Annotated in this window: 22 protein-coding genes; 7 read left to right on the top strand and 15 right to left on the bottom strand. The window is 67.1% G+C overall.

All coding sequences use genetic code 11. The features are described 5' to 3' along the window. Positions 1-11: 11 nt before the first annotated feature. Genes ABC383_RS04385 through ABC383_RS04375 form a run of 3 tightly spaced genes read right to left on the bottom strand, consistent with a single transcriptional unit; the run spans position 12 to position 5,153 of the window. Complete coding sequence (locus ABC383_RS04385; protein ID WP_413012158.1) at positions 12-1,145, bottom strand: hybrid sensor histidine kinase/response regulator; 1,134 nt, start codon at positions 1,143-1,145, stop codon at positions 12-14. Positions 1,146-1,163: 18 nt separating this feature from the next. Continuing rightward, positions 1,164-1,988: a CheR family methyltransferase gene (locus ABC383_RS04380; protein WP_413012157.1), complete on the bottom strand. Its 825-nt coding sequence runs from the start codon at positions 1,986-1,988 to the stop codon at positions 1,164-1,166. A gap of 12 nt (positions 1,989-2,000) precedes the next feature. After that, a complete protein-coding gene (locus ABC383_RS04375; RefSeq protein ID WP_413012156.1) occupies positions 2,001-5,153 on the bottom strand; it encodes a response regulator in 3,153 nt (1,050 codons plus the stop codon). Positions 5,154-5,495: 342 nt separating this feature from the next. On the opposite strand from ABC383_RS04375, the gene ABC383_RS04370 reads away from it, so the two are divergent. From ABC383_RS04370 to ABC383_RS04355, 4 genes are all read left to right on the top strand, one after another. Next, the gene (locus ABC383_RS04370; RefSeq protein ID WP_413012155.1) at positions 5,496-6,125 is read left to right on the top strand and encodes a TOL_0243 family YfiR-like periplasmic protein; all 630 of its coding nucleotides are present in this window, start codon (positions 5,496-5,498) and stop codon (positions 6,123-6,125) included. Beyond that, a complete protein-coding gene (locus ABC383_RS04365) occupies positions 6,125-8,014 on the top strand; it encodes a sensor histidine kinase, YfiR-like protein-associated (RefSeq protein ID WP_413012154.1) in 1,890 nt (629 codons plus the stop codon). Before ABC383_RS04370 ends, ABC383_RS04365 begins: the two co-directional genes overlap by 1 nt. Before the next feature lie 256 nt (positions 8,015-8,270). Next, on the top strand, positions 8,271-10,688 hold the full coding sequence (locus ABC383_RS04360) for a catalase (RefSeq protein ID WP_413012153.1): 2,418 nt from the start codon (positions 8,271-8,273) through the stop codon (positions 10,686-10,688). Positions 10,689-10,905: 217 nt separating this feature from the next. After that, on the top strand, positions 10,906-11,481 hold the full coding sequence (locus ABC383_RS04355) for a chalcone isomerase family protein (protein WP_413012152.1): 576 nt from the start codon (positions 10,906-10,908) through the stop codon (positions 11,479-11,481). 86 nt (positions 11,482-11,567) lie between these two features. On the opposite strand, the gene ABC383_RS04350 is transcribed toward ABC383_RS04355, so the two are convergent. Continuing rightward, positions 11,568-12,290 carry a Crp/Fnr family transcriptional regulator gene (locus tag ABC383_RS04350; protein ID WP_413012151.1) on the bottom strand — a complete coding sequence of 241 codons (723 nt, stop codon included), beginning with the start codon at positions 12,288-12,290 and terminating at the stop codon, positions 11,568-11,570. A gap of 90 nt (positions 12,291-12,380) precedes the next feature. Next, the gene (locus tag ABC383_RS04345; protein ID WP_413012150.1) at positions 12,381-12,722 is read right to left on the bottom strand and encodes a hypothetical protein; all 342 of its coding nucleotides are present in this window, start codon (positions 12,720-12,722) and stop codon (positions 12,381-12,383) included. Positions 12,723-12,923: 201 nt separating this feature from the next. On the opposite strand from ABC383_RS04345, the gene ABC383_RS04340 reads away from it, so the two are divergent. Beyond that, positions 12,924-13,187, top strand: a complete 264-nt coding sequence (locus ABC383_RS04340; RefSeq protein ID WP_217344661.1) for a hypothetical protein — start codon at positions 12,924-12,926, stop codon at positions 13,185-13,187. A gap of 31 nt (positions 13,188-13,218) precedes the next feature. Here ABC383_RS04340 and ABC383_RS04335 read toward each other — a convergent pair whose 3' ends face one another. Beyond that, positions 13,219-13,878: a hypothetical protein gene (locus ABC383_RS04335; protein ID WP_413012149.1), complete on the bottom strand. Its 660-nt coding sequence runs from the start codon at positions 13,876-13,878 to the stop codon at positions 13,219-13,221. A 356-nt stretch (positions 13,879-14,234) separates the two neighbouring features. Between ABC383_RS04335 and ABC383_RS04330 the strand changes: the two genes are divergently transcribed. Further along, positions 14,235-15,533 (top strand): NCS2 family permease, encoded by a 1,299-nt coding sequence (locus tag ABC383_RS04330; protein ID WP_413012148.1) that lies wholly within the window; start codon positions 14,235-14,237, stop codon positions 15,531-15,533. Between the two features lie 39 nt (positions 15,534-15,572). Here ABC383_RS04330 and ABC383_RS04325 read toward each other — a convergent pair whose 3' ends face one another. From ABC383_RS04325 to ABC383_RS04285, 9 genes are all read right to left on the bottom strand, one after another. Next, entirely contained in the window at positions 15,573-16,661 is a 1,089-nt protein-coding gene (locus tag ABC383_RS04325; protein ID WP_413012147.1) for a DUF294 nucleotidyltransferase-like domain-containing protein, read from the bottom strand. 44 nt (positions 16,662-16,705) lie between these two features. Beyond that, positions 16,706-18,862 carry a 3'-5' exonuclease gene (locus ABC383_RS04320; RefSeq protein ID WP_413012146.1) on the bottom strand — a complete coding sequence of 719 codons (2,157 nt, stop codon included), beginning with the start codon at positions 18,860-18,862 and terminating at the stop codon, positions 16,706-16,708. Continuing rightward, entirely contained in the window at positions 18,859-19,227 is a 369-nt protein-coding gene (locus ABC383_RS04315; protein ID WP_413012145.1) for a response regulator transcription factor, read from the bottom strand. Before ABC383_RS04315 ends, ABC383_RS04320 begins: the two co-directional genes overlap by 4 nt. Then, positions 19,224-21,947, bottom strand: coding sequence for a sodium:solute symporter family transporter (locus tag ABC383_RS04310; RefSeq protein ID WP_413012144.1), 2,724 nt, complete (start codon positions 21,945-21,947; stop codon positions 19,224-19,226). The genes ABC383_RS04315 and ABC383_RS04310 overlap by 4 nt, the downstream gene beginning before the upstream one ends. After that, positions 21,944-22,162 carry a hypothetical protein gene (locus ABC383_RS04305; protein ID WP_413012143.1) on the bottom strand — a complete coding sequence of 73 codons (219 nt, stop codon included), beginning with the start codon at positions 22,160-22,162 and terminating at the stop codon, positions 21,944-21,946. The genes ABC383_RS04310 and ABC383_RS04305 overlap by 4 nt, the downstream gene beginning before the upstream one ends. A gap of 2 nt (positions 22,163-22,164) precedes the next feature. After that, positions 22,165-23,856: a cation acetate symporter gene (locus ABC383_RS04300; RefSeq protein WP_413012142.1), complete on the bottom strand. Its 1,692-nt coding sequence runs from the start codon at positions 23,854-23,856 to the stop codon at positions 22,165-22,167. Continuing rightward, complete coding sequence (locus tag ABC383_RS04295; RefSeq protein ID WP_413012141.1) at positions 23,853-24,158, bottom strand: DUF485 domain-containing protein; 306 nt, start codon at positions 24,156-24,158, stop codon at positions 23,853-23,855. The genes ABC383_RS04300 and ABC383_RS04295 overlap by 4 nt, the downstream gene beginning before the upstream one ends. Positions 24,159-24,407: 249 nt before the next feature. Then, a complete protein-coding gene (locus ABC383_RS04290; RefSeq protein WP_413012140.1) occupies positions 24,408-24,947 on the bottom strand; it encodes an acyloxyacyl hydrolase in 540 nt (179 codons plus the stop codon). A gap of 30 nt (positions 24,948-24,977) precedes the next feature. Further along, the gene (locus tag ABC383_RS04285) at positions 24,978-25,175 is read right to left on the bottom strand and encodes a hypothetical protein (RefSeq protein ID WP_413012139.1); all 198 of its coding nucleotides are present in this window, start codon (positions 25,173-25,175) and stop codon (positions 24,978-24,980) included. Between ABC383_RS04285 and ABC383_RS04280 the strand changes: the two genes are divergently transcribed. Then, positions 25,174-26,088: an endonuclease gene (locus ABC383_RS04280; RefSeq protein WP_413012138.1), complete on the top strand. Its 915-nt coding sequence runs from the start codon at positions 25,174-25,176 to the stop codon at positions 26,086-26,088. The two genes, ABC383_RS04285 and ABC383_RS04280, sit on opposite strands and share 2 nt — an antisense overlap. Positions 26,089-26,103: the final 15 nt, after the last annotated feature.

Here is a 26,103-nt window from a genome sequence, read left to right as displayed (position 1 = left end):
CGGCAGGCGGCTCAGGCTGCGTCGCCGCCGATCCGGCGCGGCAGGCGGATGGTGAAGGTGGTGCCGTCCGTGACGCTGGAGGCGAGCGTGATGGTGCCGCGATGGGCGTCGATGAAGTACTTCACGATGAAGAGTCCAAGGCCCAGGCCAGGCTGGCCGCGCCCTTCGCGGCCGGGCCGGAACGGCATGAAAGCCTGCGCCACCATGGTTTCCGGCATGGCGCCGCGGTTATGGATGCGCAGCCGCAGCCAGTCCGGCTCCGAGCCGTCGATCTCCACGCTGACCGGCGCCTCGGCCTCGCCATGCGCCAGCGCATTGGCCAGCAGGTTGGACAGCACCTGCCCGATGCGATGCGGATCGAACACGCCGTCGGCGCTGCCGGTGCAGTGGATGGCGACCGGGTTGGTGTGCCCGGCCTGCCTCAGCTCATCGGCGATGCGGCGACAGACCTGCTCGACATTGCCCGGCGCCAGCTCCAGCGCCACGCCGCCGGAGCGGATGCGCGCCACGTCCAGCAGCTGGCTGACCATCTTTTCCATGCGCTGCGCGCTGGAGCGGATGCGGGTCGCCACCGCATTGACCTTCTTCTCGCCGGACATCAGCAGCAGGAGCTCGGCGCCGTTGAGCACCGCGGCCAGCGGATTGCGCAGGTCGTGCCCGAGCACTGCGGTAAACATCTCGTTGACCCTGAGCGCCTCGCGCAATTCGTCGAGCTGGGACGAGAGCTGCTTTTTCTGGGCAAACATCTCGACGAACACATTGACCTTGCTGCGCAGGACTTCCGGATCGATGGGCTTGTACAGGAAGTCGACCGCGCCGGCCTGGTAGCCGCGAAAGCTGCGCTGCGGCTCGTTGATGGCGGCAGTCATGAAGATCAGCGGAATGGTGCGCGTATGCGGATTGCCGCGCACCAGTTCGGCCAGTTCGAAGCCGTTCATGTTGGGCATCTGCACATCGAGCAGGATCAGCGCGACCTCCTGCTTGAGCAGGATCTCCAGCGCGTCCACGCCGGAAGCCGCCTTCAGAACCCTGAGGCCCGGGCGCGCCAGCAGGGCCTCGATCGCCACCAGGTTCTGCTGGATGTCGTCTACCGCCAGGATATGAATGTCTGACGGGGGCGCGGTTGTGGCTACGGATGCTTGCATGGTGATTGAAGTGTGATGTCAGAGTCGCTGGTAAATGCGTTCGCTGGCGCAGAATTCTGCGTAGCGGCTGGCCTGGCTGGTAAAGCGCAATGTCTCGCGGCTGCCGAGGCCCAGAAAGCCCCGGTGGATCAGGGCCTCGTCGAACAGCTTCAGCGCGCGCTCCTGGAGTTCCCGGTCGAAGTAGATCAGGACATTGCGGCAGGATACCAGATGGACTTCGGAAAAGACGCTGTCGGTGGCCAGGCTGTGATCGGCGAACACGACGCCGCGCCGCAGCGAGCGGTCCAGCAGCACGCCGTGCACAGTGGCCGTGTAGTAGTCGGCCAGCGAGCGGGTGCCGCCGGCGCGCAGGTAGGACTGGCTGAACTGGGCCACCCGGTCAATCGCATAGATGCCGGCCTCGGCCGCCTTCAGCGCTTCCGGGTTGATGTCGGTGGCGTAGATGATGCTGCGTTCCAGCAGCCCTTCCTCGGCCAGCAGGATGGCCAGCGACCAGACTTCCTCGCCGGTGCTGCAGCCGGCCACCCAGATGCGGATCGACGGATAGGTCGACAGCAGCGGGATCACCTGCCGCCGCAGCGCCAGGAAATATTCGGGGTCGCGGAACATCTCGGAAACCTGCACCGTGAAGTACTGCAGCATCTGCGCAAACACTTCCGGCTCGTGCAGCACCCGTTCCTGCAGGTGCGACACGCTGCGGCAGCCGAAACGCTCCATCGCCTGGCGTATGCGCCGGCGCAGCGAGGAGCGGGCGTAGTGGCGGAAGTCGTGCTGGTATTTCTGGTACACGCCCTCCAGCAGCAGCGTGAGCTCGATGTCGAATGTGGTCAGTGCATGCGCCATGGCGTGCTCCGTTCAGCGCGGCATCCAGACCCGGCACAGCGACACCAGCTTGTCGACGTCGATCGGCTTGGAGATATAGTCGTTGGCCCCGGCATCCAGGCAGTGCTGGCGGTCGTCGCGCATGGCCTTGGCGGTCAGCGCGATGATGGGCAGGCGGGCATGCTCTGGCATCTTGCGGATGGCGCGGGTGGCCGCCAGGCCGTCCATCTCCGGCATCATCAGGTCCATCAGCACCAGGTCGATGTCGCGCCGCGCCTCCAGCGCTTCCACCGCCTCGCGGCCGTTGCGGGTCACCACGAGCTGGGCGCCCAGCGGCTCCAGGATGCTGGTCAGCGCGAAGATGTTGCGCACGTCGTCCTCGGCGATCAGGATGCACCTGCCTTCGAAAGCGGCGTCGCGCTGGCGCGCCTGCAGCAGCAGCTCGCGCTGGTTGGGCGGCAGGCTGGCTTCCACCCGGTGCAGGAACAGGGTGACTTCGTCGAGCAGCCGCTCCGGCGAGCGCGCGCCCTTGATGATGATGGACTGGGAATAGCGGCGCAGGCGCTGCTCCTCCTCGGCCGACAGCGCGCGGCCGGTGTAGACGATCACGGGCGGGAAGGAATACTTGCCGCCGGCCGCCATCTGCTCCAGCAGCTGGTAGCCGGAGGCATCGGGCAGCATCAGGTCCATCACCATGCAGTCGAAGGTGGTTTCCGACACCTGGCGCAGCGCCTCGGCGACGGTGCCGGCGGTGGTGATCTCGATGTCGTCGCCCGACAGCAGCAGCGCCAGGTTCTCGCGCAGCGGCGCGTTGTCCTCGACCAGCAGGATGCGGCGGGCGGCCTTCTGCAGCTTCTGCTCCAGGCGTTCGATCGCCGCGATCAGGCCTTCCCGCGCCACCGGCTTCAATGCAAAGCCGACCGCGCCCATTTCCAGCGAGGTATGGGTATGGTCGTCCACCGACAGCATGTGGATCGGGATATGGCGGGTGTCGGGGTCGCGTTTAAGACGTTCCAGGACGCCCAGCCCGGACTGGTCGGGCAGGCCGACATCGAGCAGGATGGCGCTGGGCTGGTGCGCGCGCGCGAGCTGGTAGCCCTCGTCGCCGGTGGCGGCGTGGATGCAGTCGAAGTCGAGTTCGTGCGCCAGGTCGTAGAGGATGGTGGCGAAGCGCTGGTCATCCTCGATCACCAGGATCAGCCGTTCGCGGCCGCGGCCGCTGCGGTCGTCGCTGATGCCGGCGATGGTGGGCGCCTGCGGCGCGGGCACTGGCGCGGGCTGTGCGCGCGGCTGCAGTGGCTGCGACAGGCTCGTGCTGGCGCTGGCGCCGGCGTTCTGTGCCGCCGCGCGCGGCGTGGCGCGCGTCAGCGGGGGCTGGGCTGCCGGGCCGGCTGGCGTCGATTCGGCGCCGGCCAGTTCGGCTGCCACTTCCAGCGTGAAAGTGCTGCCCAGGCCGACCGCGCTCTGCACCCGGATCTCGCCGCCCAGCAGGCGGGCAAGCTGGCGCGAGATCGACAGCCCCAGGCCGGTGCCGCCGTATTCGCGGCTGGTGCTGCCGTCGGCCTGGCGGAAGGCTTCGAAGATCACTTCCTGCTGCTCGGCGGGAATGCCGATGCCGCTGTCGCGCACGGCGAAGCAGACGTTGCGGCCGCTCTGCGTGACTTCCATCACGACCTCGCCCCGGCTGGTGAACTTGAAGGCGTTCGACAGCAGGTTGCGCAGCACCTGGGTCAGCCGCTGGCTGTCCGTGACCAGGCTTGCCGGCGCGTGTTCGGCGATGCGCACCTCGAAGGCCAGGCCTTTCTCCCTGGCGATCGGCTCGAACAGCCGGCGCAGCGGGTCCACCAGCGCGGACATGGCCAGCGTCTGCGGCCGCACTTCCATGTGGCCGGCCTCGATCTTGGACAGGTCCAGGATGTCGTTGATCAGCGCCAGCAGGTCATTGTTGGATGCATGGATGGTCTGGGCGTAGCGCACCTGCTCGGCCGTCAGGGTGCCGGGCTTGTTGTCCGCCAGGATCTGCGACAGGATCAGCGAACTGTTCAGCGGCGTGCGCAGCTCGTGCGACATATTGGCCAGGAATTCCGACTTGTACTGGTTGGCGCGTTCCAGTTCGACCGCGCTTGCCTCCATGTTTCTCTGCACTTCGACCAGGCGCGCCTTCTGCAATTCCAGGCGCTGGGTGCGTTCCTCCAGCTGGGAATTGGCCTGTTCCAGGTCGGCCTGCTGCTGTTCCAGCTGCGCCTGCGACTTGCGCAGGATGCCGCTCTGCTGCTCCAGCTCCTCGTTGGACTGGCGCAGTTCCTCCTGCTGCACCTGCAGCTCCTCGCTCTGGCGCCGGGTTTCTTCCAGCAGGTCGGCCAGGTGCTGGCGGTACATCGCCGAGCGGATCGCCACGCCGATGCCTTCGCCCGTCATCCGCAGCAGTTCGCGCGCGGCCTCGATGTCGGCGCCCGGCCGCAGGAAGCCGATTTCCAGCACGCCCTGCAGCTTGCCGTCGGCGGTGGCCGGCACGATCAGCAGCCGCGACAGCCGGGAGCCGCCGACGCCCGACGTCACCTGCAGGTAGTCTTCGGGCAGGTTGGACAGCACCACGATGTCGCCCTTGCGCGCGGCTTCGCCGGCCAGTCCCTGGCCCATGGTCAGGCAGGGCAGCTCGGAGAGAGAACGCGCGCCGGCGTAGGAGGCGGTCGGCACCAGCAGGCCGGCCTCGACCCGGTACAGCAGCGCCACCTGCGCGTCGAGATAGCGGCACAGGGTGTGCAGGATCTTGTCGCCGAGCTGGTTCACGTCCAGCTCGCCCAGCATGCTGTTGGACAGTTCGCCGTCACCCTGCTGCAGCCAGATCAGCTTTTGCGCGCGGTTGCGCTCGATGATCACCTTGCGCACCAGGTAGGCGATACAGACCAGCACCACGAAGCCCATGAAGCGGTTGATCGCGCCGATCTGGGTGTCGATGCCGTCCGGCGACATCACGAAGCCGACCACCATCAGCGCGATCTGGCCGCCCACCACGTAGAACGGCGCCAGCGGACGCTTCTGGAACAGGGTCAGCACCACCGGGATCAGGTACAGCAGCCATTCCGCGTAACCGACGCGGGTCTGGGTATCGACCGCGAAAATCACCGCGCTCAGGACGACGATGGCGACATAGAAGGGAACAGGGGATTTGGCGCTGGATAGCATGGAGGAAGCAGTCGGGATGTCTCGATGGGCCGTTGCCGGAAATGCTGTCATGCCGGCAATAAATTTGACGCGGATTATATGCGCTGGAGCATAACGTCATTACGCTTCCGCGCAAACATTTGCCGCTTGCAACATGTGTGCCGGGCTTTGATGCATGGAAAGTTTTTTGGCGCTGTATACTGTCGGCTTCCCGGCTTTGCAAACGGGCCTTCCGCATGAGATGCTTCGGTCTCTCCGAAAACGCATGCCAGGCTCCTGGTGCGCCGCTGGCTCTTGCGGCCTGCCGCCGGAAAGCAATCGTTTCGCGCAGCGTGGCGGGACGACACTGATTGGAAAGATTGAATGCCCGCCTGTTCTCCAAGCGATTCCCTGGTTGACCCCCTGTTTTCCCGATGCGCGCGCGCGATCGGCCGTCTGCTGGCGCGTGGCCTGGCGCCGCTCGTCGCCATCGCGGCGACGCTGGCCCTGGCGATTGCCCTGTCCGGGGCCGAAGCGGCGCCGTCCGGCGAACTGAGCCAGCAGGACGCCAGCGCGCGCGCTGCCTACCTGTATAACTTCCTTGGCTATATCGAATGGCCGTCGCGCGCCTTCGCGCTGGCCGACTCGCCGCTGGTGATCGGCGTGGTCAATGCCGAGCCGGTCGCGGCGGAACTGCTGCTGTCGACCGTTGGCCGCAACGTCAACAACCGGCCCGTGACGATACGGCGCATCCGCCCGGGAGAGAGTCTTCAGGATATCCACCTTCTCTATATCGGGCCGGGCGAGGCCGAGCAGGTGGAAAGTCTACTGGCCCAGGTGCCGCAGCGCTGGACCGTAACCGTCACCGACGAGCAGGCCGCCGGCGTGATCAGTTTCCGCCATGCGGATGGCAGGCTGCGCTTTGAAGTGTCGAATGCGGCCGCCGAGCGCGGCGACTTCAAGCTCAGCTCGCGGCTGATGTCGGTCGCCATCGTGCAGCCGGGTCCGAACTGATGCCGGAATTCTTCAGCAGGTCGATCACCCGGAAGCTGATGCTGGTGGTGCTGGCCACCACCTTTACCGGGCTCCTGCTGTCGGCGCTGGCCATGCTGGCGTACGACATCCGCACCTACCAGTCGGCCTGGCTGGACGACCTGCGCACCCAGGCCGACCTGATTGCCCGCTCCAGCGCGCCGGCGCTGACCTTCAACGATCCCAAGGCCGCCACCGAGAACCTGGCGCTGCTCAAGACCCGGCCGGCCATCGTCGCGGCCGCCATTTACGGTCCCGGCGGCAAGCTGTTCGCTTCCTACGCTCGCGACCGGGAGCGCAGCATCGTGCCGCCGGTGGCGCAAGCGGCCGGCTACCACATCGACGGCGAGCATATCGTGGTGTACCAGCAGCTGGTCGCCAACCATGAGCTGGTGCTGACGGTCTACCTGCGCGCCCGCTACGAACTGATGGACCGGCTGCGCAACTATGCCGTCATCCTCGGCTCGGTGATGGCCGGCAGCCTGGCGCTGGCCGGGATGATTTCCCTGTGGCTGCAGGCCGCCTTCATCCGTCCGATCCTGGCGGTGACCACGGTGGCCCGCGAAGTCATGCAGCGCCGCGATTTCTCGCTGCGCGTGAAGAAGACCACCAACGACGAGATCGGCGTGCTGGTGGATGCCTTCAACGACATGCTCGACGAAGTCGGGCAACGCGCGGCCGCGCTGGAGCAGTCGAACCGCGTGCTGGAGCATGAAACCGCCGAGCGCCGCAGCGCCGAGCAGGCGCTGCGGGTGGCGGACCGGCGCAAGGATGAATTCCTGGCGACCCTGGCCCACGAGCTGCGCAATCCGCTGGCGCCGCTGATGAACGGCCTGGAAATCCTGCGCATTGCCGGCGCCAACCCGGCGCTGGCCGGCCGCTCGCGCGAGGTGATGGAGCGGCAGCTGCGGCAGATGGTGCGGCTGGTGGACGACCTGCTGGACGTGTCCCGCATCACCACCGGCAAGCTGATGGTGCGGCGCAGCCCGGTGCAGCTGCAGCAGGTGATCAGGAGCGCGGTGGAGCTGGCCGAGCCATTCATCCAGAGCCGCGGCCACACCCTGGACGTGCAGTTGCCCGCCGAGCCGGTCTGGCTGGAAGCCGATGCCACCCGGCTGTCGCAGGTGTTTTCCAACCTGCTCAACAATGCGGCGAAATACACCGATTCCGGCGGCGCGATACGGCTCGAGGCCAGCGTGGACCAGGGGCGCGCGGTGGTGAAGGTGATCGACAACGGCATCGGCCTGTCGCCGGCGATGCTGACCCGCATCTTCGACATGTTCACCCAGGTCGATTACTCGCTGGAGCGCTCCAATGCCGGCCTGGGCGTGGGCCTGACGCTGGCGCGGCGCCTGGTGGAGCTGCACGAGGGCACGCTGGAAGCGTTCAGCGACGGCACCGACAAGGGCAGCGCGTTCGTCGCCACCTTGCCGCTGGCCGCGGCGGCAGGGCCGGAGGAGGGCGCCAGTGCGCCGGAAGCGGCGCCGGCGCAGCGCTTCCGCATCCTGCTGGCGGACGACAACGTCGACTTCGCCAACAGCCTGGCCACGCTGCTGCAGGGCCTGGGCCATGAATTGCTGGTCGCGGCGGACGGCCTGCGCGCATTGGAAGCGGCGCCCGCCTTCCAGCCCGACTTTGCCTTTCTCGACATCGGCCTGCCGGGCCTGAACGGCTATGCGCTGGCGCGCGCCTTGCGGGCCAACCCGGCCACCAGCGGCACCGTGCTGGTCGCGGTGACCGGTTGGGGCCAGGAGCGCGACCGCCAGCAGGCACAGGAAGCCGGTTTCGATCATCACCTGGTCAAGCCAGTGGAGCCGGCGCTGATCCGCGACGTGCTGGCCCGCCAGTGGCGTCGCCCGCCGGCCGGCTGAAGGCCTGGCTGGCTGAAGTGCCGGGTTTGATCCGGCGCAAAACTTCCGCTCTTCCTACAACGCTATCGGAAATGCGCCTATCAGCCGCAGCGCGCGCGGCTGATAAGGTGCATGGGTTCGATCCCGGCAGTCAGTCCCTAGCAGTTCCATCCTGAATGACGGCCGCCCGGACCCGTCGACTTCCTCCTCAACCCTATTTTCGTTCCCGCCGCCATTCCAGGCAGGCGCAGGGACGCTCACCTACGAGGCAAACATCATGGCAACAAAGAAAAACAAGAAGGGCGCCGACGAAGGCGCGGGTTCCATCCTCGCCACGGTATCGGCGCCATCCACCGGCACCGCGCCGCAGACCTTGCAGAGCAAGGACAAGCAGAAGGAACGCCTGCTTGAGAAAATGACGGCCAGCCAGGCGCTGGCGGCTGAAATGCCGCAGAACCCGACCAAGGGCAGCGAATATGGCGAAGCGGCGCGCAAGCCGGCTGCCGGCGCCACGGCCGCGCCGACGAGCGCGCTGGTTGGCGCCAGCACCACTTCCGAAAACCAGGCGTCGGACAAGGTTGGCAAGGGCGTGCCGCCGCAGGGCGAAAGCCCGGTTTCCGACCCGCTGGACCGGGTGCGCACCGATTCGACCGGCCAGATCCTGACCACCAACCAGGGCGTGCCGATTGCCGACAACCAGCATTCGCTGAAGATCGGCCTGCGCGGACCGACTGCGCTGGAAGACTTCATCCTGCGCGAAAAAATCACCCATTTCGACCATGAGCGCATCCCTGAGCGGGTGGTGCATGCCCGCGGCTCGGCCGCCCACGGCTATTTCGAGAGCTACGGCGATTTTTCGAATATCACCCGGGCCTCGCTGCTGACCAAGGCCGGCAAGCAGACCCCGGTCTTCGTGCGCTTTTCCACGGTGGCAGGCGAGCGCGGCTCGACCGACACCGCGCGCGACGTCCGCGGCTTTGCCGTGAAGTTCTACACCGATGAGGGCAACTGGGACCTGGTGGGCAACAACATGCCGGTCTTCTTCATCCAGGATGCGATGAAGTTCCCGGACCTGATCCACGCGGTCAAGCCCGAGCCGAATAACGGCATTCCGCAGGCCGCCAGCGCGCACGACACCTTCTGGGACTTCGCTTCGCTGTCGCCGGAAAGCACGCACATGATGCTGTGGGCCATGTCCGACCGCGCCATCCCGCGCAGCTACCGCATGATGCAGGGCTTCGGCGTGCATACCTACCGCATGGTGAATGCGGAAGGCCAGTCGGTGTTCGTGAAGTTCCACTGGACGCCGATCGCCGGCACCCGCTCGCTGGTCTGGGAAGAGGCGGTCAAGATTTCCGGCGCCGACCCCGACTTCCATCGCCGCGACCTGTGGGAAGCGATCGAAGCGGGCGCCTTCCCCGAGTGGGAGCTGGCGCTGCAGGTCTTCACCGAGGAAGAAGCCGACAGCTTCGGCTTCGACGTGCTCGACTCGACCAAGCTCATTCCCGAGGAACTGGTGCCGCTGAAGCCGGTGGGCAAGATGGTGCTGAACCGCAACCCGGACAACTTCTTCGCCGAAACCGAGCAGGTGGCCTTCTGCGTGGCGCACGTGGTGCCGGGCATCGACTTCAGCAACGACCCGCTGCTGCATGGCCGCATTCACTCTTATCTCGACACCCAGATCACCCGCCTGGGCGGCGTGAACTTCCACGAGATTCCGATCAACTCGCCGGTGGCGCCGGTGCACAACAACCAGCGCGACGGCCATCATCGCCAGGCCATCCATCGCGGCCGCGTGGCGTATGAGCCCAATTCGCTGGCGGGCGGATCGCCGGCGCAGGCGGGCTACGGCGCCGGCTTCACCAGCTTTCCCGAGCACATCGCCGAAGACAAGGTGCGCGGCAAGGCGGCGCTGTTCGCCGACCATTATTCGCAGGCCCGGCTGTTCTGGCAGAGCCAGACCACCTTCGAAAAGCAGCACATCGTCAAGGCCTTCCGCTTCGAGCTGACCCGGGTGCAGACGCTGGCCGTGCGGCAGCGGGTGGTGTCGCTGCTGATGAACGTAGCCGACGAACTGGCGCAGGGCGTGGCGGACGGCATCGGCATCCCCTTGCCACAGGCCGCGCCGGTGCTGGCAACGCATACGCTGCCGACCTATGCGCCGTCGCCATCGCTGTCGATCACGCACTTCCCGGGGGATGGCAGCATCAAGACGCGCCGGGTGGCGCTGCTGGTGGCCAATGGCGTGGAAGCCTCGGCGGTCCGCGGCCTGTACACCGCCTTGCTGGCCGAGGGCGCAGTGCCGCGCCTGGTCGGTCCGCTGCTGGGGCAGGTGATGCCGGTCGACGGCGATCCGCTCAATGTCGAGGTCTCGGTGGAAGCCATGCCGGCGGTGCTGTACGACGCCGTCATCGTGCCGTCGGGCGAAGCAGCCATCGAAGGCTGGAAGGGCGATCCCGACGTGATGGACTTCCTGCGCGACCAGTATCGCCATGGCAAGCCGATGATGATGCTGGGCGGGGCGTCCGCCTTGCTGCAGCAGGCCGGCATTCCGTCCAGCCTGCCGGATGGCGGCGCGGATGATGCGCTGATCATGGCCGGGGCAGACGGCGCAGACGCCGCCTTCGAGCAGTTCAAGACGGCCCTGGCGGGATATCGTCAGGCCAAGCGCGACGTGAACGCGCCCAAGGTGTAGGCGCGGATCTAGCGCGCGCACTTACGGTTCCGTGAACCGCAACCCCGTCCCGGCATGGCCGCGGCGGGGTTTTTTCATGCCGGCGTGCCGCGCCGTGCCGAGGTTTCAGCCTCTGGCCATGCAGGCATTGCATATGGGCAATCGAGACACTATGCTTGCTGGCCCCGAACCCACGAAGACCAATAAATCCATGAGACACCGCAAGCAAAACCTGAAAATGCAACTATCGATATTGTTTTGCACCCTGCTGGTGGCCGGCAGTGCCGCAGCCGCCACGGTGGGAGGCTATCCATTCGACGACGGCATCCGGATGCAGGGAAGGGAGCTGCGCCTCAACGGCGCCGGCGTGCGCTACAAGATGATCTTTTCCGTTTATTCGGCCGGCCTCTACCTGGGCGAAAAGCACAAACATCCGGCTGATGTCTACGCGGTGCCAGGTCCAAAGCGCATGCGCATCGTGATGCTGCGAGGCGTCAATGCGGATGAATTCGGCCAGGCTTTCCTGGCCGGCATCGAGCAGAACGTCGACAAGGCCGAACGCGCCAGGCTGGCCGAGCCGCTGGGACGTTTCGGCCAGCTGTTTTCGACGATCCCGGAATTGAAGAAGGGCGATGCGCTGGCCATCGACTTCCTGCCGGGGCAGGGTACGTCGGTCAGCCTCAATGGCAGGCAGGTTGGCGAGGTCATTGCCGAGCCGGCCTTCTATACGGTGCTGCTCAAGATCTGGCTGGGCGAGCGCCCGGCCGACAGCAAGCTCAAGAGCGCGCTGCTGGGCGAGGGGGACGGCGGCTGAGCAGGCTGCGCCTGGGCAGCCTGACCGGCGGGTGGCGACGAATGCTGAACGCTGAACGCTGAACGCTGAACGCTGAACGCCGGCGCCTAACCGGCCTTGATGCCCAGCGCCCGCTCGAACTGCTTCCTCACCACGCCATAGCATTCGCAGGAGACATCCTCGATGCCGGGCCGGTCCAGGATGGTCACCAGTCCGCGGCTGTACCGGATCAACCCGAGCTGCTGGAACTGGCGGGCAATCAGGCTCACGCTCGGACGGTGCACGCCGAGCATATCCGCCAGGAATTCCTGGGTGATATGGATCTCGTCGCCGGGCACCCGGTCATGATTCATCAGCAGCCACTTGGCGAAGCGCTCCTCGATGGTATGCAGTCGGTTGCAGGCAACCGACTGGCTTACCTGCGCCATATAGGCGCGCAGGTAACGAAAGACCAGGTTGCGCAGCCCGGTATTGCCTTCGATCGCCGCCATGAATGGCGCGATCGGCATCTTCAGCGCCTCGCCTGCAATCTGGCAGGTCACCGTTTCCAGCGACTGTTCGCTGCCGGTCAGGATATCGACCGGCGAAAAACCTTCGTTGCCCACCGTGCCGACCTCCACCGCGGTACCGTTTTCCATGATGGCCAGCACCGAATGCTCGCCGCTGAGCGGGAAGTAGACATGGTCTATAGGCTGGTCGCGCTGGTAGAACGTCGACTTCAGCGCGCACGGGGTCCACTCGAGGTGCGGATACAGGTTGCTGTATTCCGACGCTGACAGCCGCGCAAGCAACTGGTTGGCGCAGGCATCGGGCGAAGTGGGTATGTCCATGGCAGTGTATCGTCCGGCAAGGTTTGAAGGAAAACGGGCACGATAAGGCAGGGCGGGCTAGCGCCATGCCTTCGGCCCTCGCGGCACGACTCAGGTGCGCCCGTGCTTCTTCTGCGGCATGCTTTCCGCCGGAGTGAAAGGCTTGTCCACCGTCTCCTCGACGCCGCGCTGTTCCCGCAGGTCGGTATCGACCTGGCCCTGTTCCACGTCCTTGTAAGCCTGTTTCATCACTTCCCGCGGGCCGCTGGACTGGGTGCCGCCTGGCACCTCGTCGCGATCGTTGGGCTGCAATGGCACTTGCTCCTTGCCGTCCGGCTTGGTCAGGTCGATGGTGAAGGGCCGGGTGCCGGTCTCGCGCACGCTTTTCTCGCCGCCACTGCTGGAAATCGTGCTCTTGTCATCCGGCATCGGCGGTTCCTGGTCTTTTTTCATTGCCTCTTTCCTTTCATAAACATGAGCGTTTTGACCATGTCCCGGCGCCGGGATTCCCCTCGCGCCGGCCAAAAAATGCGCAGAAGCTGTTCTGAATCTATCCCGCCCCCATCGGTCGCGGCGCGCCATCGGCTCCGGCATGCGTGGGCGGCGGTAAGATGAAAGCGCGGCGTCTGCCGCTGCGTCACTGAAAGGAAAGCAATGGCCATCGACTTGAAGACAGTGGAAGAACTGATCAGGGAAATCGAACTTGCCGACCCGATCGACTGGGGCATGCTCAACATCGACGAGGACGACGCCACCCGCCTGATCGCCTCGTCCGTGGTCGAGCATTACGAGGAGAACATACGTCCCATGCCGGACCGCGAGCGCGACTACATCGTGGTGTCCTCCATCGCCAAGCTGACGCTGGAAAACTTCGTGCTCAACGTCAAGCTCGCTCGCGCCACCGGCGGCCAGGCATGAGCGCCGCCACCCAGGCGCCGCCCGGCCGCGCTCAGCCCTTGTAATCCGCCGAAAGCCATAGCTCGTATTGCCGGGGTACCGCGCTGCTTTCGAAGCCGCTGATCCTTTTCAGCCGGCGTGCCGGCAGGCCCAGCGACAGCAGGGCTGCCTGTACCTGCATGGCCTCCTCCTTTTCGGACGGACGGAAATAACGCAGGTCGGATGCGCGCGGACCGTCGCTGACCATCCTGATGCCGGCCAGGGCAATGCCTTTCCTTTTCAGTTCCGGCGCCAGCAGCCTGGCCTTTTCGCGCGCGTTTTCGTCCAGCACATGGATGTAGACCGATGGCATGCCCATGATCTGCGCGGCAATCGTCGGGGCGGGAGCCGGCGCGCTGGGTCCACCCGCCCGGGCGGGAACAGGTTCGCTTTCCTCCGCGCCGGCGCTCGTGTCGCCCGCGCCGGAACCGCCGCTGCTGGCCAGCGGCGGCATCGGGGACACTTGCGCAACGGGCGGCGCGCCGCTGCTGACTTCTGCGGCGGGAGCAGGTGTCGCAGGGGACTTGACTGCCTGCATCAGGCCGAGCGACACCACGAACATGATGACGCCGACGGCCAGGCTTGCCGCATGCTGGCGCAGTTTGTGGCGGCGCCGCGCATCGGGACGGCCCGGGGTGGCCTGGCCCGTTTTTTCGCCTTGGTGGTAATCCATGCGTGAGTTGCCGCGAGAACGGTGCCGGTGGATGCTGAATGTGCTTGGACAGTGGCCAAGGCGGGAGTTCCTTCGGTACGTTTCCAGTAGGCAAAGTGCCGAATGCCGATGTCGCGCTGATTTGGACAGGCAACATTGCCTGTGGCGGCATCCGCAAACTGCTCCGGGCCGCACGGCAGGGGCGAAGAGCGCGGCGCACCATCGCTTTCGGTGATACCCGTTATCACTGAAAACGCATACCGAATATCGCTGTATCGCAATATGGCGGGGGCTTCGGTGCGCTATCGTCGTGGCCATCCCAAGAATGCCCGCGTCGCTAATCCGCCGGGCCACAACAACCAGACCTGGAGACCGCCGTGGCGCTGCTGGAAAATTATTTCAAACTGAAGGAAAACGGCACCGACGTCCGCACCGAGCTGCTGGCCGGGCTGACCACCTTCCTGACCATGGCCTACATCGTGTTCGTCAATCCGGCCATCCTGGGCGACGCCGGCATGCCCAAGGACGCGGTCTTCGTCGCCACCTGCCTCGCCGCAGCGCTGGGCACGCTGATCATGGGCCTGTATGCCAACTACCCGATGGCGCTGGCGCCGGGCATGGGTCTCAATGCCTATTTCGCCTATACCGTCGTGCTGGGCATGAAAATCTCCTGGCAGGCGGCGCTCGGCGCGGTATTCATCTCCGGCTGCCTGTTCATCCTGGTCAGCGTGTTCCGCCTGCGGGAGCAGATCGTCAACGGCATCCCGCCGTCGATGCGCACCGCCATCACGGTCGGCATCGGCCTCTTCCTCGGCCTGATTTCCCTGAAGAGCGCCGGCATCGTGGTGGCCAACCCGGCCACGCTGGTGGGCCTGGGCGACCTGCACAAGCCATCGGCCGTGCTGGCCGTGGTGGGTTTCCTGCTGATCGTGGCGCTTGACCGGCTGCGGGTGCGCGGCGCCATCCTGATCGGCATCCTGGCGGTGACCCTGCTGAGCTTCGTGTTCGCCGACAACAAGTTCGGCGGCGTGGTGTCGATGCCGCCGTCGATGGCGCCGACGCTGTTCAAGCTCGACATCATGGGCATTCTGTCCTTCGGCATCCTGAATGTGGTGCTGGTGTTCTTCCTGGTCGAGCTGTTCGACGCCACCGGCACGCTGATGGGCGTGGCCAACCGCGCCGGCCTGCTCAAGAACGGCAAGATGGAGCGCCTGAACAAGGCGCTGCTGGCCGACAGCACCGCCATCGTCGCCGGTTCCTTCCTGGGCACATCGAGCACCACGGCCTATGTGGAAAGCGCCGCCGGCGTGCAGGCCGGCGGCCGCACCGGCCTGACGGCGGTGGCCGTGGCCGCGCTGTTCCTGCTGTGCTTGTTCTTCGCGCCGCTGGCCGGCGTGGTGCCGGCCTATGCCACCGCGCCGGCGCTGCTCTACGTTGCCTGCCTGATGCTGCAGGACCTGGTGCATGTGGACTGGACCGACACCACCGAGAGCGTGCCGGCGGCGGTGACCGCGCTGACCATGCCGTTCACCTTCTCCATCGCCGAGGGCGTGGCATTTGGCTTCATCACCTATGCAGCGCTGAAGCTGCTGACCGGCAGGGCGCGCGAGGTCAAGGTCATCGTCTGGATCATTGCCGCGGTGTTCCTGTTCAAGCTCATCTATCTCGGCGCGTAAGCGACTGGCATGGGTTCCGAGTCCGACGGCGCGGCGGCGCTATAGGCCGGAACCGCCTCCAAGGAACAACTGCGACAGCCTCTGCTGCATGGCCCCGGCCGCCCGCAGCGCATGCAGCAGCGCCCGCCGCTCGCCGGCTTCCAGGGTGTCGGGGCGCAGATAGTTGTCCATCGCCTCGCCGCGCAGGTAACGCTGCTGCTGCAGCCGCAGCCGCAGCAGCGCGATGAAGTGAAAGCTGTCTTCCCAGTCGGCCGCTTCGGCCGGATGCAGCAGCTGCCGCTGCGCCGCAATGCGCAGCCGGCCGACCGTGCCGCAGGCGTCGGCGCCGCAGGCCAGGCCCAGCACCCGGGCCGCATCCACATACAGCGCGGCGGCATTGTGCTTGAGGTCGATGGCGCCGGCATGCGGCCCGGACTTTTCCGGCGCGAAGCGGTGCAGCAGGCCCAGCGGCGGACGGCGGCGCAGCGCGTTGTCGGCCATCTGGAACAGGAAGCGCCGGTTGTCCGCGGCACGGCGGACGGTCCATGCCGACAGCGCGCTTGCCAGCGCCAGGTCGCCGGCTAGCGGCCGCAGGTCGAAGTAAATCGTGGCATTGAGCAGCGCCAGCGGGTCGCCCTCGCTGATCCACCGGTCGAAGCGCTCGCGCCATTCATGCAGCGACAGGCAGCAGGCCGGATTGCCGGCCATGATGCCGCCCGGGCACAGGGCAAAACCGCAGTCGTCCAGCAGTTGATTCACACGCCGCGCCAGCGGCAGCAGGTGGCGCCGCAGCCCGCCGGGATCGGCGCTGTCGTCGAACACGATGCCATTGTCCTGATCGGAGACAAAGGTCTGTTCCTGCCGCCCCTCGCTGCCCAGCGCGATCCAGCACCAGCGCGCGGCCGGCGGCGGCAGGTCGGCGCCGGCCAGCGCGATGGCGCGCCGGGTGAGGGCGTCCGACACGGCGGAGATCAGGCGCGTCAGGGCGGCGGCCGGCGCGCTCTGCGCCCAGTCGTGCTCCAGCGCGCGGGCGGCATCGGCCGCGCGACGCAGGCCGGCATGGTCGGCGCGGGCAATGGCGCGCAGCAGGCGGCGCAGATCCGGCAGGAAACCGGAAGCGGCGCGGGGAAGGCTTACGGTGGAATGCATCGTCCTAGGGTCCGTTGAAGGTTGTCGCGCAGGCTCCTGGATCGTCAGTAGTCGAGCCGGGCATAGCGGGTATGCCGCGCCGCTTCGCGCGCCTGGCCCAGCGTGACGATGCCGGCGTCGGCCAGCAGCGGCAGCATGCGCAGAAATACTTCCGCCGTGACGATGGCGTCGCCCAGGGCGGTATGGCGGCCGACCACCGCCACGCCGAGCCGGGCGGCGATGGCTTCCAGGCTGTGCTCGGCCTGGTTCGGATGCAGCGCTTGCGACAGCAGAAGCGTATCGAGCACCGGCTGGTCGAAGGCGACGCCGGCCTCGGCTTCCCGCATGCGCAGGAAGCGCAGGTCGAATGCGGCGTTGTGCGCCACCAGCACCGTGTCCTCCACGAAGCGATGGAACTGCGCCAGCACTTCGGCGCTGCCCGGCTGGCGCCGCAGCATGTCGTCGCTGATGCCATGCACCGCAAACGACGCCGGCGAGACCGGCCGGCGCGGCCGCACCAGCCGCTCGAACTGCTCTTGCCGCAGCACGCGGCCGTTGACGACGCGCAGCGCGCCGATGGCGATGATGTCGTCGCCGCCGCCCGGGTCCAGGCCCGTGGTCTCGGTGTCGAACACGGTGCAGGACAGGCGCGACAGCGGCGTGGCGTCCAGCGCCGCGTTCTGGCCGGCCTGGCCGAACAGGTCGAAGTCATAGAACTCGGGCCGCGACGGCCTGGGCCGCGGCAGCGGCAGGGCCGCACTGGCGGGCAGGGCCGGCAGCAGCAGGCGCCAGCGCGGCGTGCCCTCCTGGTGGAGCAGCATGGTCTCGCCGCCATGGCGCTGCGCCACCGACTGCAGGCTGGCGCCGCCGTCCGGCGCTTCCTCTTCCCACTGGCGCAGCAGTGCCGGCGACGGCGTGCGGCCCTGCCAGACGAAGTCCAGCCAGGCCAGCCGGCCCTCGGCGCCCAGTTGCAGCGCCAGCGGGCCGGTGGCGCATTCACGCAGGATGGCAGCGCCCAGCCGCGCCAGCGCCTGCGCCAGCGCATAGCTGTCGACCTGCAGCCATGGCGCCGGTTCGCACAGGGACCGCGTGCCCAGTTGCAGCGAACGGCTTTCCAGCCGGCGCTGCAGCAGTGCCAGCAGGTCGTCGCCGCGCATTTCCTCCAGGTGCCAGCTGCGCGCCGCCTCGTCCTCGCGTTGCACGGTCGCCTGCCCGATGGCGGCGGCCAGCGTTTGCGACTCTTCCTCGATGGCCGCGATGAAGCGCCTGCGACGTTCCACGGCCATATCGGCATAGGCGCCCAGCGTCTCGGCGGCGGCGCGGATGCTGGCAACGCCGGCGCGCGCCTGCCGCAGCAGGCGCTCCAGCAGCGCCGCATCGCGGTCCTGCGCCTGCGCCTGCCGGCTGATGTCGTCCACGGTCAGCACGAAGCCCGACAGCGCCTGCGCATCGTCGAGCACAGGCGCAATCTGCATGCGCATCATGCGGCCATCCGGCATGCCGGCCACGAACGCGGCGCGCGGCAGGTCGTGCAGCACCGGCGCGGCTTCGCCGGCCGGCCGTTCCTGCAGCCTGTGCTGCAGCTGTTCGAGCGCATGCACGATCAGGCCGCGCTCGATCAGCCCGAAAAGGGAGCGGCCAAGCCCGGGCGCGGCGCCGGCGCCATTGTCCAGCAGCGCGCTGGCGTGGCTGTTGTAGAGCAGGATGCGGCCTTCCAGGTTGCACATCACCACGCCCAGCGCCAGGTCGGCCATCAGCGCGGCCAGGCGGTTGCGTTCCTGCGCCAGCGAACGCAGCGCATTGTCGATGCTGTCGCGGCTTTCCTGCTGCAAGGCCTGCAGCTGGTGGGCCAGCGCATTGAAGCGGCCCGCCAGTTCACGCACCGGCGGCGCGCCGTCGATGGCGCTGCGGTGGGCGGGATTGGACTGCAGCAGTGCGGCTTCCTCGGACAGCCGGGACAGGGGCGCCAGCCAGCGGCCGAACACCCGCTTCAATGCCAGCGCCAGCAGTAGAAGCAGCATCAGTGCGGCCACGGCCAGCATGCCGGCCTGCTGTCCCAGCGCCTGATAGAAGGCCGCGCGCTGGCCGGCCTCCATGTCCAGCCCGGCCAGCAGCAGCACGGCCGCGACGATGCCCACCTGGGCGGCAAACAGCAGCGCCAGCATGAGCAGGTAGCGCCGCTGCAGGTGCGAGATGCCGGGCGCGGCCATGGCTGCCGTCACTGCGCCAGCAGGTTCTGCACCAGCGCGATCAGCTCGCGCGTGGAGAACGGCTTGGTCACGTAGGCATCCGCGCCCAGCGCCAGTCCCTTGCTGACTTCCAGCTCGCGGCCCTTGGCCGACAGCATCACCACCTTGATGCCGGACCAGTCGGGATTGGCGCGCAGGCGCTGGCAGACCTCGTAGCCGTTCAGCCTGGGCAGCATGATGTCCAGCAGCACCAGGTCGGGCCGGAAGGCGGCCAGCTGCGCCAGCGCCGCCTCGCCATCCTCCGCCACGGCCACCTCGAAGCCGGCCTGTTCCATCAGGAACTCCAGCGACAGCACGATGTTCGGTTCATCGTCGACGATCAAAATTCTTGCGCTCATGGTGGGTTCTCCATCGGGCTTGCCGGCGTTGCCTGCGGCGCGGTATCCAGCGGCAGCGTGAAGACGAACTGCGCGCCGCCGCCCGGCGCGTCTTCCAGCCACAGCCTGCCGCCGAAATGGCTGACGATGCGGCGGCTGATCGGCAGGCCCAGGCCGGTGCCCTGCGGCTTGCCGGTCAGCGTGTCGCCGCCGCCCTGGCGGAACTTGTCGAAGATGATTTCCCGGTCTTCGGGACGCACGCCGGGGCCGTTGTCGCTGACCGCCACCCGCAAGGCATCGCCTTCCCGGCGCAGCGTCACCGCGATGCGGCCGGCCTGCGGGCTGCAGAACTTGGCCGCGTTCGACAGCAGGTTGAGCAGCACCTGCATCAGCCGGTCGCGGTCGGCGCGCACCGGCGGCGCCGGCGGCAGGTCCGTCTCCAGCGCGATTCCCTTGTCGCGCAGCAGCTGGCCGCCCGCTTCCAGCGCGTCCCGCACCACCTGCGCCAGGTCCAGCGGCTCGGCATGCCATTCGGCGCGGCCGGCGTCGAGCTTGGCCAGGTCCAGCACATCGTTGATCAGGCGGGTCAGGCGCTCGCTTTCGCGGATGATGATGTCGAGATAGGCGGCGCGCTTGCCTGCCGGCAGGTCGGGATGGTCGCGCAGGATTTCGGAAAATGCCCGGATCGAGGTCAGCGGCGTGCGCAGTTCATGGGTCACGGTGGAAAGGAAGTCATCCTTCATCCGGTCCAGTTCGGTGAGCCGCTGGTTGGCCGCCCGCAGCTCGGCCGACGCGCGCTCCAGTTCAACCGACTTCTGTTCCAGTTCCCGGCTGTGGGCGATGGCCTGCGCGCTCTCGTCGAGCAGTGCCAGCATGTCGTCGGCGGCCAAACTTTCCTGCTGGAGCACCGAGCGCGCCATCACCCGGGCCGATGCCGCGCCCATCGCGCCGGCCAGCGCCATCTCGGCCTCGTGCATCAGCATGCCGGGCGAGGCCTGCGGATGCTGGCGACGCAGGTTCTGCGCGGCCGCCGGCCCCAGGATGCGGCCGACCAGCGCCAGCATCGCCTCAGCCGGCGCCGCGCCATGCCAGGCCGATGGGCTGCCCTGTGCCGGGTCGACGAAACGCCGCGCCTGCACCTGGCCGATCGCATCCTGGCGCGTGAGCAGCGACACGCCCACATAAGCCAGGCAGTTCACCAGCATGCTCCAGAACATCGCATGCGACACCGGGTCCATGCCCTCCAGCCCGAACAGTGCATAAGGCCGCAGCCAGGCCTGGCCATACGGGCCGGGATCGAGGAAGCTGGCCGGCAGCCATCCCGAGCGGGCAAAGGAGGGCAGCAGCAGGGTGTAGAGCCAGGCCAGGAAGCCGGCCGCCAGACCCAGCAGCGCGCCGTTGCGGTTGCCGCGGCGCCAGTAGAGGCCGCCCAGCACCGCCGGCGCGAACTGGGCCACCGCGGCAAAGGAGATCAGGCCGATCGCCATCAGCGCATAGGCTTCGCCGGCGGCGCGCGAATAGGCGTAACCGAGCGCCATCAGCACCACGATCGCCACCCGCCGTATGCCCAGCAGCAGCGCGCTCAGGTCGGCATGCGCCGCCAGCCGGAAGAAGCCCAGGCGCAGCAGCAGCGGCATCACCAGGTCGTTGCACACCATGGTGGCAAGCGCCGTGGTTTCCACGATCACCATGCCGGTGGCGGCCGACAGGCCGCCGATGAACACCAAGAGCGCCAGCGCAGGCTGGTTTTCAGCTAGAGGCAGCGTGAGCACGAACAGGTCGGCATTGGCATGCGCCTCGGGAAAGCGCATCAGGCCGGCGAAGGCGATCGGCAGCACGAACAGGTTGATCGCCAGCAGGTATAGCGGCAGCAGCACGCTGGCGCTTCTGACATGCCGCACGCTGACGTTTTCCACCACCGCGATCTGGAACTGGCGCGGCAGCAGCAGGATCGACAGCATCGATAGCAGGGTCAGCCAGGCCCAGCCGCCCTGGCTGGCGCCGGCGCCCGGCAGGGTCAGGGCCTGCAGCGCCGGCAGTTCGCCGGCCTGGGCAAACAGCGCACCCAGGCCGTCGTACATGCCATAGCTGACATACAGGCCAACGGCCAGGAAGGCGCACAGTTTGACCACCGATTCGAAGGCGACCGCCGCCACCATGCCTTCATGCCGCTCCGCCGCATCCAGATGGCGCGCGCCGAACAGGATGGTGAAGGCGGCCAGCAGCAGCGCCACATGCAGCCCGGCGTCGGTCCACACCGGCCCGGCCGCCGGCAGCGGTCCGGGAAAACTCTGCAGCAGCGCCAGGCTGGCGGAGACCGCCTTCAACTGCAGCGCGATGTAGGGCACGATGCCGACCACCGCCACCAGCGTGGCCAGCCCGCCCAGCAGGGCGCTCTTGCCATAGCGCGAGGCGATGAAGTCGGCGATCGAGGTGATCCGGTTGGCCTTGCTGACCACGATCATCTTGCGCAGCACGATCCACCACAGCGCCGCCATCAGCGTCGGCCCCAGGTACACCGGCAGGAAGCCGATGCCGTCGGCGGCGGCGCGCCCGACGCTGCCGTAGAAGGTCCAGCTGCTGGCGTACACCGCCAGCGACAGCGCATAGACCGCCGGATGGCCGATCAGGCTGGCGCCGGCCGCGGCGCGGCGGTCGGCATGGAAGGCGATGGCAAACAGCAGGCCGAGATAGCAGGCAGACGCAAGCGCGATCTGCCAGCCGTCCAGCCTGCCGCTCATGCCTGCTCGTCGTAGGCGTCGCGCCCCAGGCCCAGCACCAGCGCGATGCCGGCGATCAGCAGGGCCCATGCGACAAACAGATACAGGTACAGCGCCGGTATGCCGGCCACCGGGCCGAGCCGGCCGAACAGGGCCAGCAGCGGATAGTTCAGCAGCATCCAGCCCGCCGCGAACAGGGCCAGCAGCCGCTCCGCGGTCAGGCCGGGCCGTCCCATGCTCAGTGTCCCGACGCGCCGGATGCCCCGATGCCGGTTTCCGAACGCACGGTCTGGGCTTCGAAGCCGGCGCGGTCGCGCCGCGCCCGCTCGCTGTTGTCCATCAGGGAAAACAGCCAGATGCCGACGAAGCCCGCGGTCATCGAGAACAGCGCCGGCGAGGTATAGGGAAAGATCGCGTCCTTGTTGTGGAACACGTCCACCCAGACCGACTTCGACAGCACAGTCAGCACCACCGCGGTGATCAGCCCGACGAAGCCGCCCAGCGCCGCGCCGCGGGTGGTGCAGTTCTTCCACAGCACCGACATGAACAGCACCGGGAAGGTGGCCGAGGCAGCCACGGCAAAGGCCAGCGACACCATGAAGGCGATGTTCTGCTTCTCGAACACGATGCCCAGCACCACCGCGATCAGGCCCAGCGCCACGGTGGTCACGCGCGACACCCGCAGCTCGTCCTGGCTGGTGGCGGTGCCCTTCTTGATCACCACCGAGTACAGGTCATGCGAGACGGCCGAGGCGCCCGACAGCGTCAGGCCCGCCACCACGGCCAGGATGGTGGCGAAGGCGACGGCCGAGATGAAGCCGAGGAAGACGTTGCCGCCGACCGCGGTGGCCAGGTGCACGGCCGCCATGTTGTCGCCGCCCAGCAGCTTGCCGGCCGCGTCCTTGAACACCGGGTTGGTGGAGACCAGCACGATGGCGCCGAAGCCGATGATGAAGGTCAGCAGGTAGAAGTAGGCGATCCAGGTGGTGGCCCAGAACACCGACTTGCGCGCCTCCTTGGCGCTGGGGACGGTGAAGAAGCGCATCAGGATGTGCGGCAGGCCGGCGGTGCCGAACATCAGCGCCATGCCGAAGGAGATGGCCGAGATCGGGTCCTTGATGAAGCCGCCCGGCCCCATGATGGACTGCTGCTTGGGATGCACCTCGACCGCCCTGGCAAACAGCGCCTCGGGGCTGAAGTTGAACTGCCACAGCACCATGAAGACCATGAAGGTGGCGCCGCCCAGCAGCATGATGGCCTTGATGATCTGCACCCAGGTGGTGGCCGTCATGCCGCCGAACAGCACGTAGACCATCATCAGCGTGCCGACGATCACCACCGCGATCCAGTATTCCAGGCCGAACAGCAGCTTGATCAGCTGGCCGGCGCCGACCATCTGGGCAATCAGGTAGAAGGCCACCACCACCAGCGTGCCGGCCGCGGCGAACAGCCGTATCGGCGTCTGCTCGAAGCGGTAGGCCGCCACGTCGGCAAAGGTGAAGCGGCCCAGGTTGCGCAGGCGCTCGGCCATCAGGAAGGTCAGCACCGGCCAGCCGACCAGGAAGCCTATCGAGTAGATCAGGCCGTCATAGCCGTTCAGGTACACCGCCGCCGAGATGCCGAGGAAGGAAGCGGCCGACATGAAGTCGCCGGCAATGGCCAGCCCGTTCTGGAAGCCGGTGATGCCGCCGCCGGCGGTATAGAAATCGGCGGCCGACTTGGTCTTGGCGGCCGCCCATTTCGTGATGAACAGGGTAAACACCACGAACACCGCGAACATGGCGATCGCGGTCCAGTTGGTGGGCTGCTTGACGGTCTGTCCGAGCGCGTCGCCGGCGGCCAGCGCCTGGCTGCCGGCGGTGGCCAGCAGCGCTGCCGCGGCCGCATGGATGGGCCGAGTGGGCCGATTGGGCCGGATGGCGCGGCTCATAGGGCCTTCTCCCGGATGCTGGCCGTCAGCTCGTCGAACTCGCCATTGGCACGCCGCACGTAGATGCCGGTGATGACCACGGTGAAGAGGATCACGAACAGGCCGATCGGTATGCCCCAGGTCATTACTCCTGCGCCCATCCGGGTCGCAAGAAAGTCGCGGTTGAAGGCGATCAGCAGGATGTAGCCGTAATAGACCACCAGCATGATGACGGCGAGCGTCCAGCCGTAGCGGGAACGGCGCGCCACCAGCCTGTGGTACTCCGGGTTTGCCTTGATGCGTTGAACGAGATCATCTTCCATTTTTCTTCCTTGGTCTTGGCAGCACCGGACCCGGCATGGCGCTGGGGCCGGCCGCTGCGGAAATGACATGGAGGCCCGCCCGGTCGGGCAGGCAGGCGATGAATCCAGGCGCCTTGCCTCAAGCTAAAGGCCGGACAGCCGAATGTATTTGACCTGTCGCAAAATTTGCTGAATGTGGGCGATTAGCGACAGCATGAACGCTGTCGCTGGCGGGGCGGATGTAGAAGCTTGGTTTATTGCGGCGCGTGCTTACGGAAAGAAATAGCTGACCTTCATCGAGACGAAGTCGACGCCGCTGTTGGGGTGCTTGATGCCACCGTTGGAGTAGTGCTGGATCGACAGGCCGACGCTGGCGCGCGGGCTGAAGATGTAGCCGATGCCGAGCTTGCTGCCGAATTCGAATGCGGTGGAAAGCCGGTTGTCGCTGTTGTTGTACAGCTCCGACAGCAGGTGCGCGCCGATGCCGGCCTCGCCGTAGAACTTGCTGCCTGGCTTCTGGAACCGGAACATCGGCGTGATGCCGATCTCGTTCAGGTTCTGGTGCTGGCCCGGCTGGTTGTTGTAACGGGTGCCGCGCCAATGGGCCAGGTCCAGGTTCCAGTAGCCCTTGATGGCGAGGTTCTCGGACTCGTGCAGCGCCTTCTGGAAATTCCACATCAGGCTGCCGCGCGCGAACTGCACATGGCTGCCGGTGCCTGCTTCGAACGAAACGCCGTCGACGGCATGGACAGGCAGTGCGGCACAGGACAGGGCAAGGCCGCAAAGGCAGGCAATAGACAATTGTTTCACGTGCATCTCCATGGGAAGCGGCGGGAGTTGTTATTGGTTTTCGTTGGCGCAGCGCATCAACGTTGTTATTTTTGCATGGCGGTTTGCGGCGAAGCTTGATCCTTTCGACCTTTCGCGCTTGGCCGGTCGCAGGAAGGGCTTGCCTTTTTTCATGCCGGCCTCCGGCAGCACCGGTGCGCCGGTGGCATAATGCCCGGCCGATCTGCCGTTTTCCCTCACTGCCGTCATGCGTTCCCGCGTTTCTTCCGTTGGCCTCATCCTGCGGCCCAGCCCAGCCGCCGGTTTCTGCTACCCCGACCACATCGACCGCGCCAGCCTCGACGCCTTGCCGCGTCTGCCGGGCGTGTACCGTTTCATCGGCCACGACGGCTGGCCGGTATATATCGGCAAGAGCGTCTGCCTGCGCAGCCGGGTGCTGTCGCACCTGCGCACGCCCGAGGAAGCGGCGATGCTGCGCGACACGGCGCGGGTGGAATTCGAGCGCACCGCGGGCGAAGTCGGCGCGCTGCTGCTGGAATCGCGCCTGATCAAGCAGATGCAGCCGGCCTACAACGCGCTGCTGCGCATGGTGCGCGACACCTACGCGCTGGCGCTGGACGAAGGCGCGGCGCAGCCGGTGATCCGCGGCTCGGGCGAGCAGGCGCCGGGACGCATGCTGTATGGCCTGTTCGGTTCGCGCGCCTCGGCGCTGGAAGGGCTGCGGGCGCTGGCGCGGCGGCATGGCCTGTGCCCGGCGCTGCTGGGCCTGGAAAACCAGGTCGGCAGGCGCGGCTGCTTTTCCCGCCAGCTCGGCCGCTGCAACGGCGCCTGCATCGGCACCGAAACCGCCGTGGCGCATGCGGCGCGGCTGCGCGAGGCGCTGGCCGGCATGCAGCAGGCGGTGTGGCCGTTCCCAGGCGCGGTGGGCATCGTCGAGCGCGGCGCCGGCCTGCGCCAGGTGCACGTGGTGGACCGCTGGGCCTATCTCGGCTCGCTCGACGGCCGCCGCCGGCGCCTGGTCGGCAAGGGTCAGGAACTGGCGCGGCTGGTGGACATCGACACCTACAAGATCCTGGCGGCGCCGCTCCTGGGCGGCGCGATGGAACTGGTGCATTGCACGGTCAGTGGTGGAGTGGTGCGCTTCGCATCGGAACCTGCCTGAATCTGGCGCCTGTGG

Origin of the sequence: Noviherbaspirillum phoenicis, from assembly GCF_047237965.1 — a bacterium.
Lineage (GTDB): Bacteria > Pseudomonadota > Gammaproteobacteria > Burkholderiales > Burkholderiaceae_D > Noviherbaspirillum_A.
Note: the sequence above shows the minus strand (reverse complement) of the source record. Positions and strands in the feature narration are given on the sequence as shown.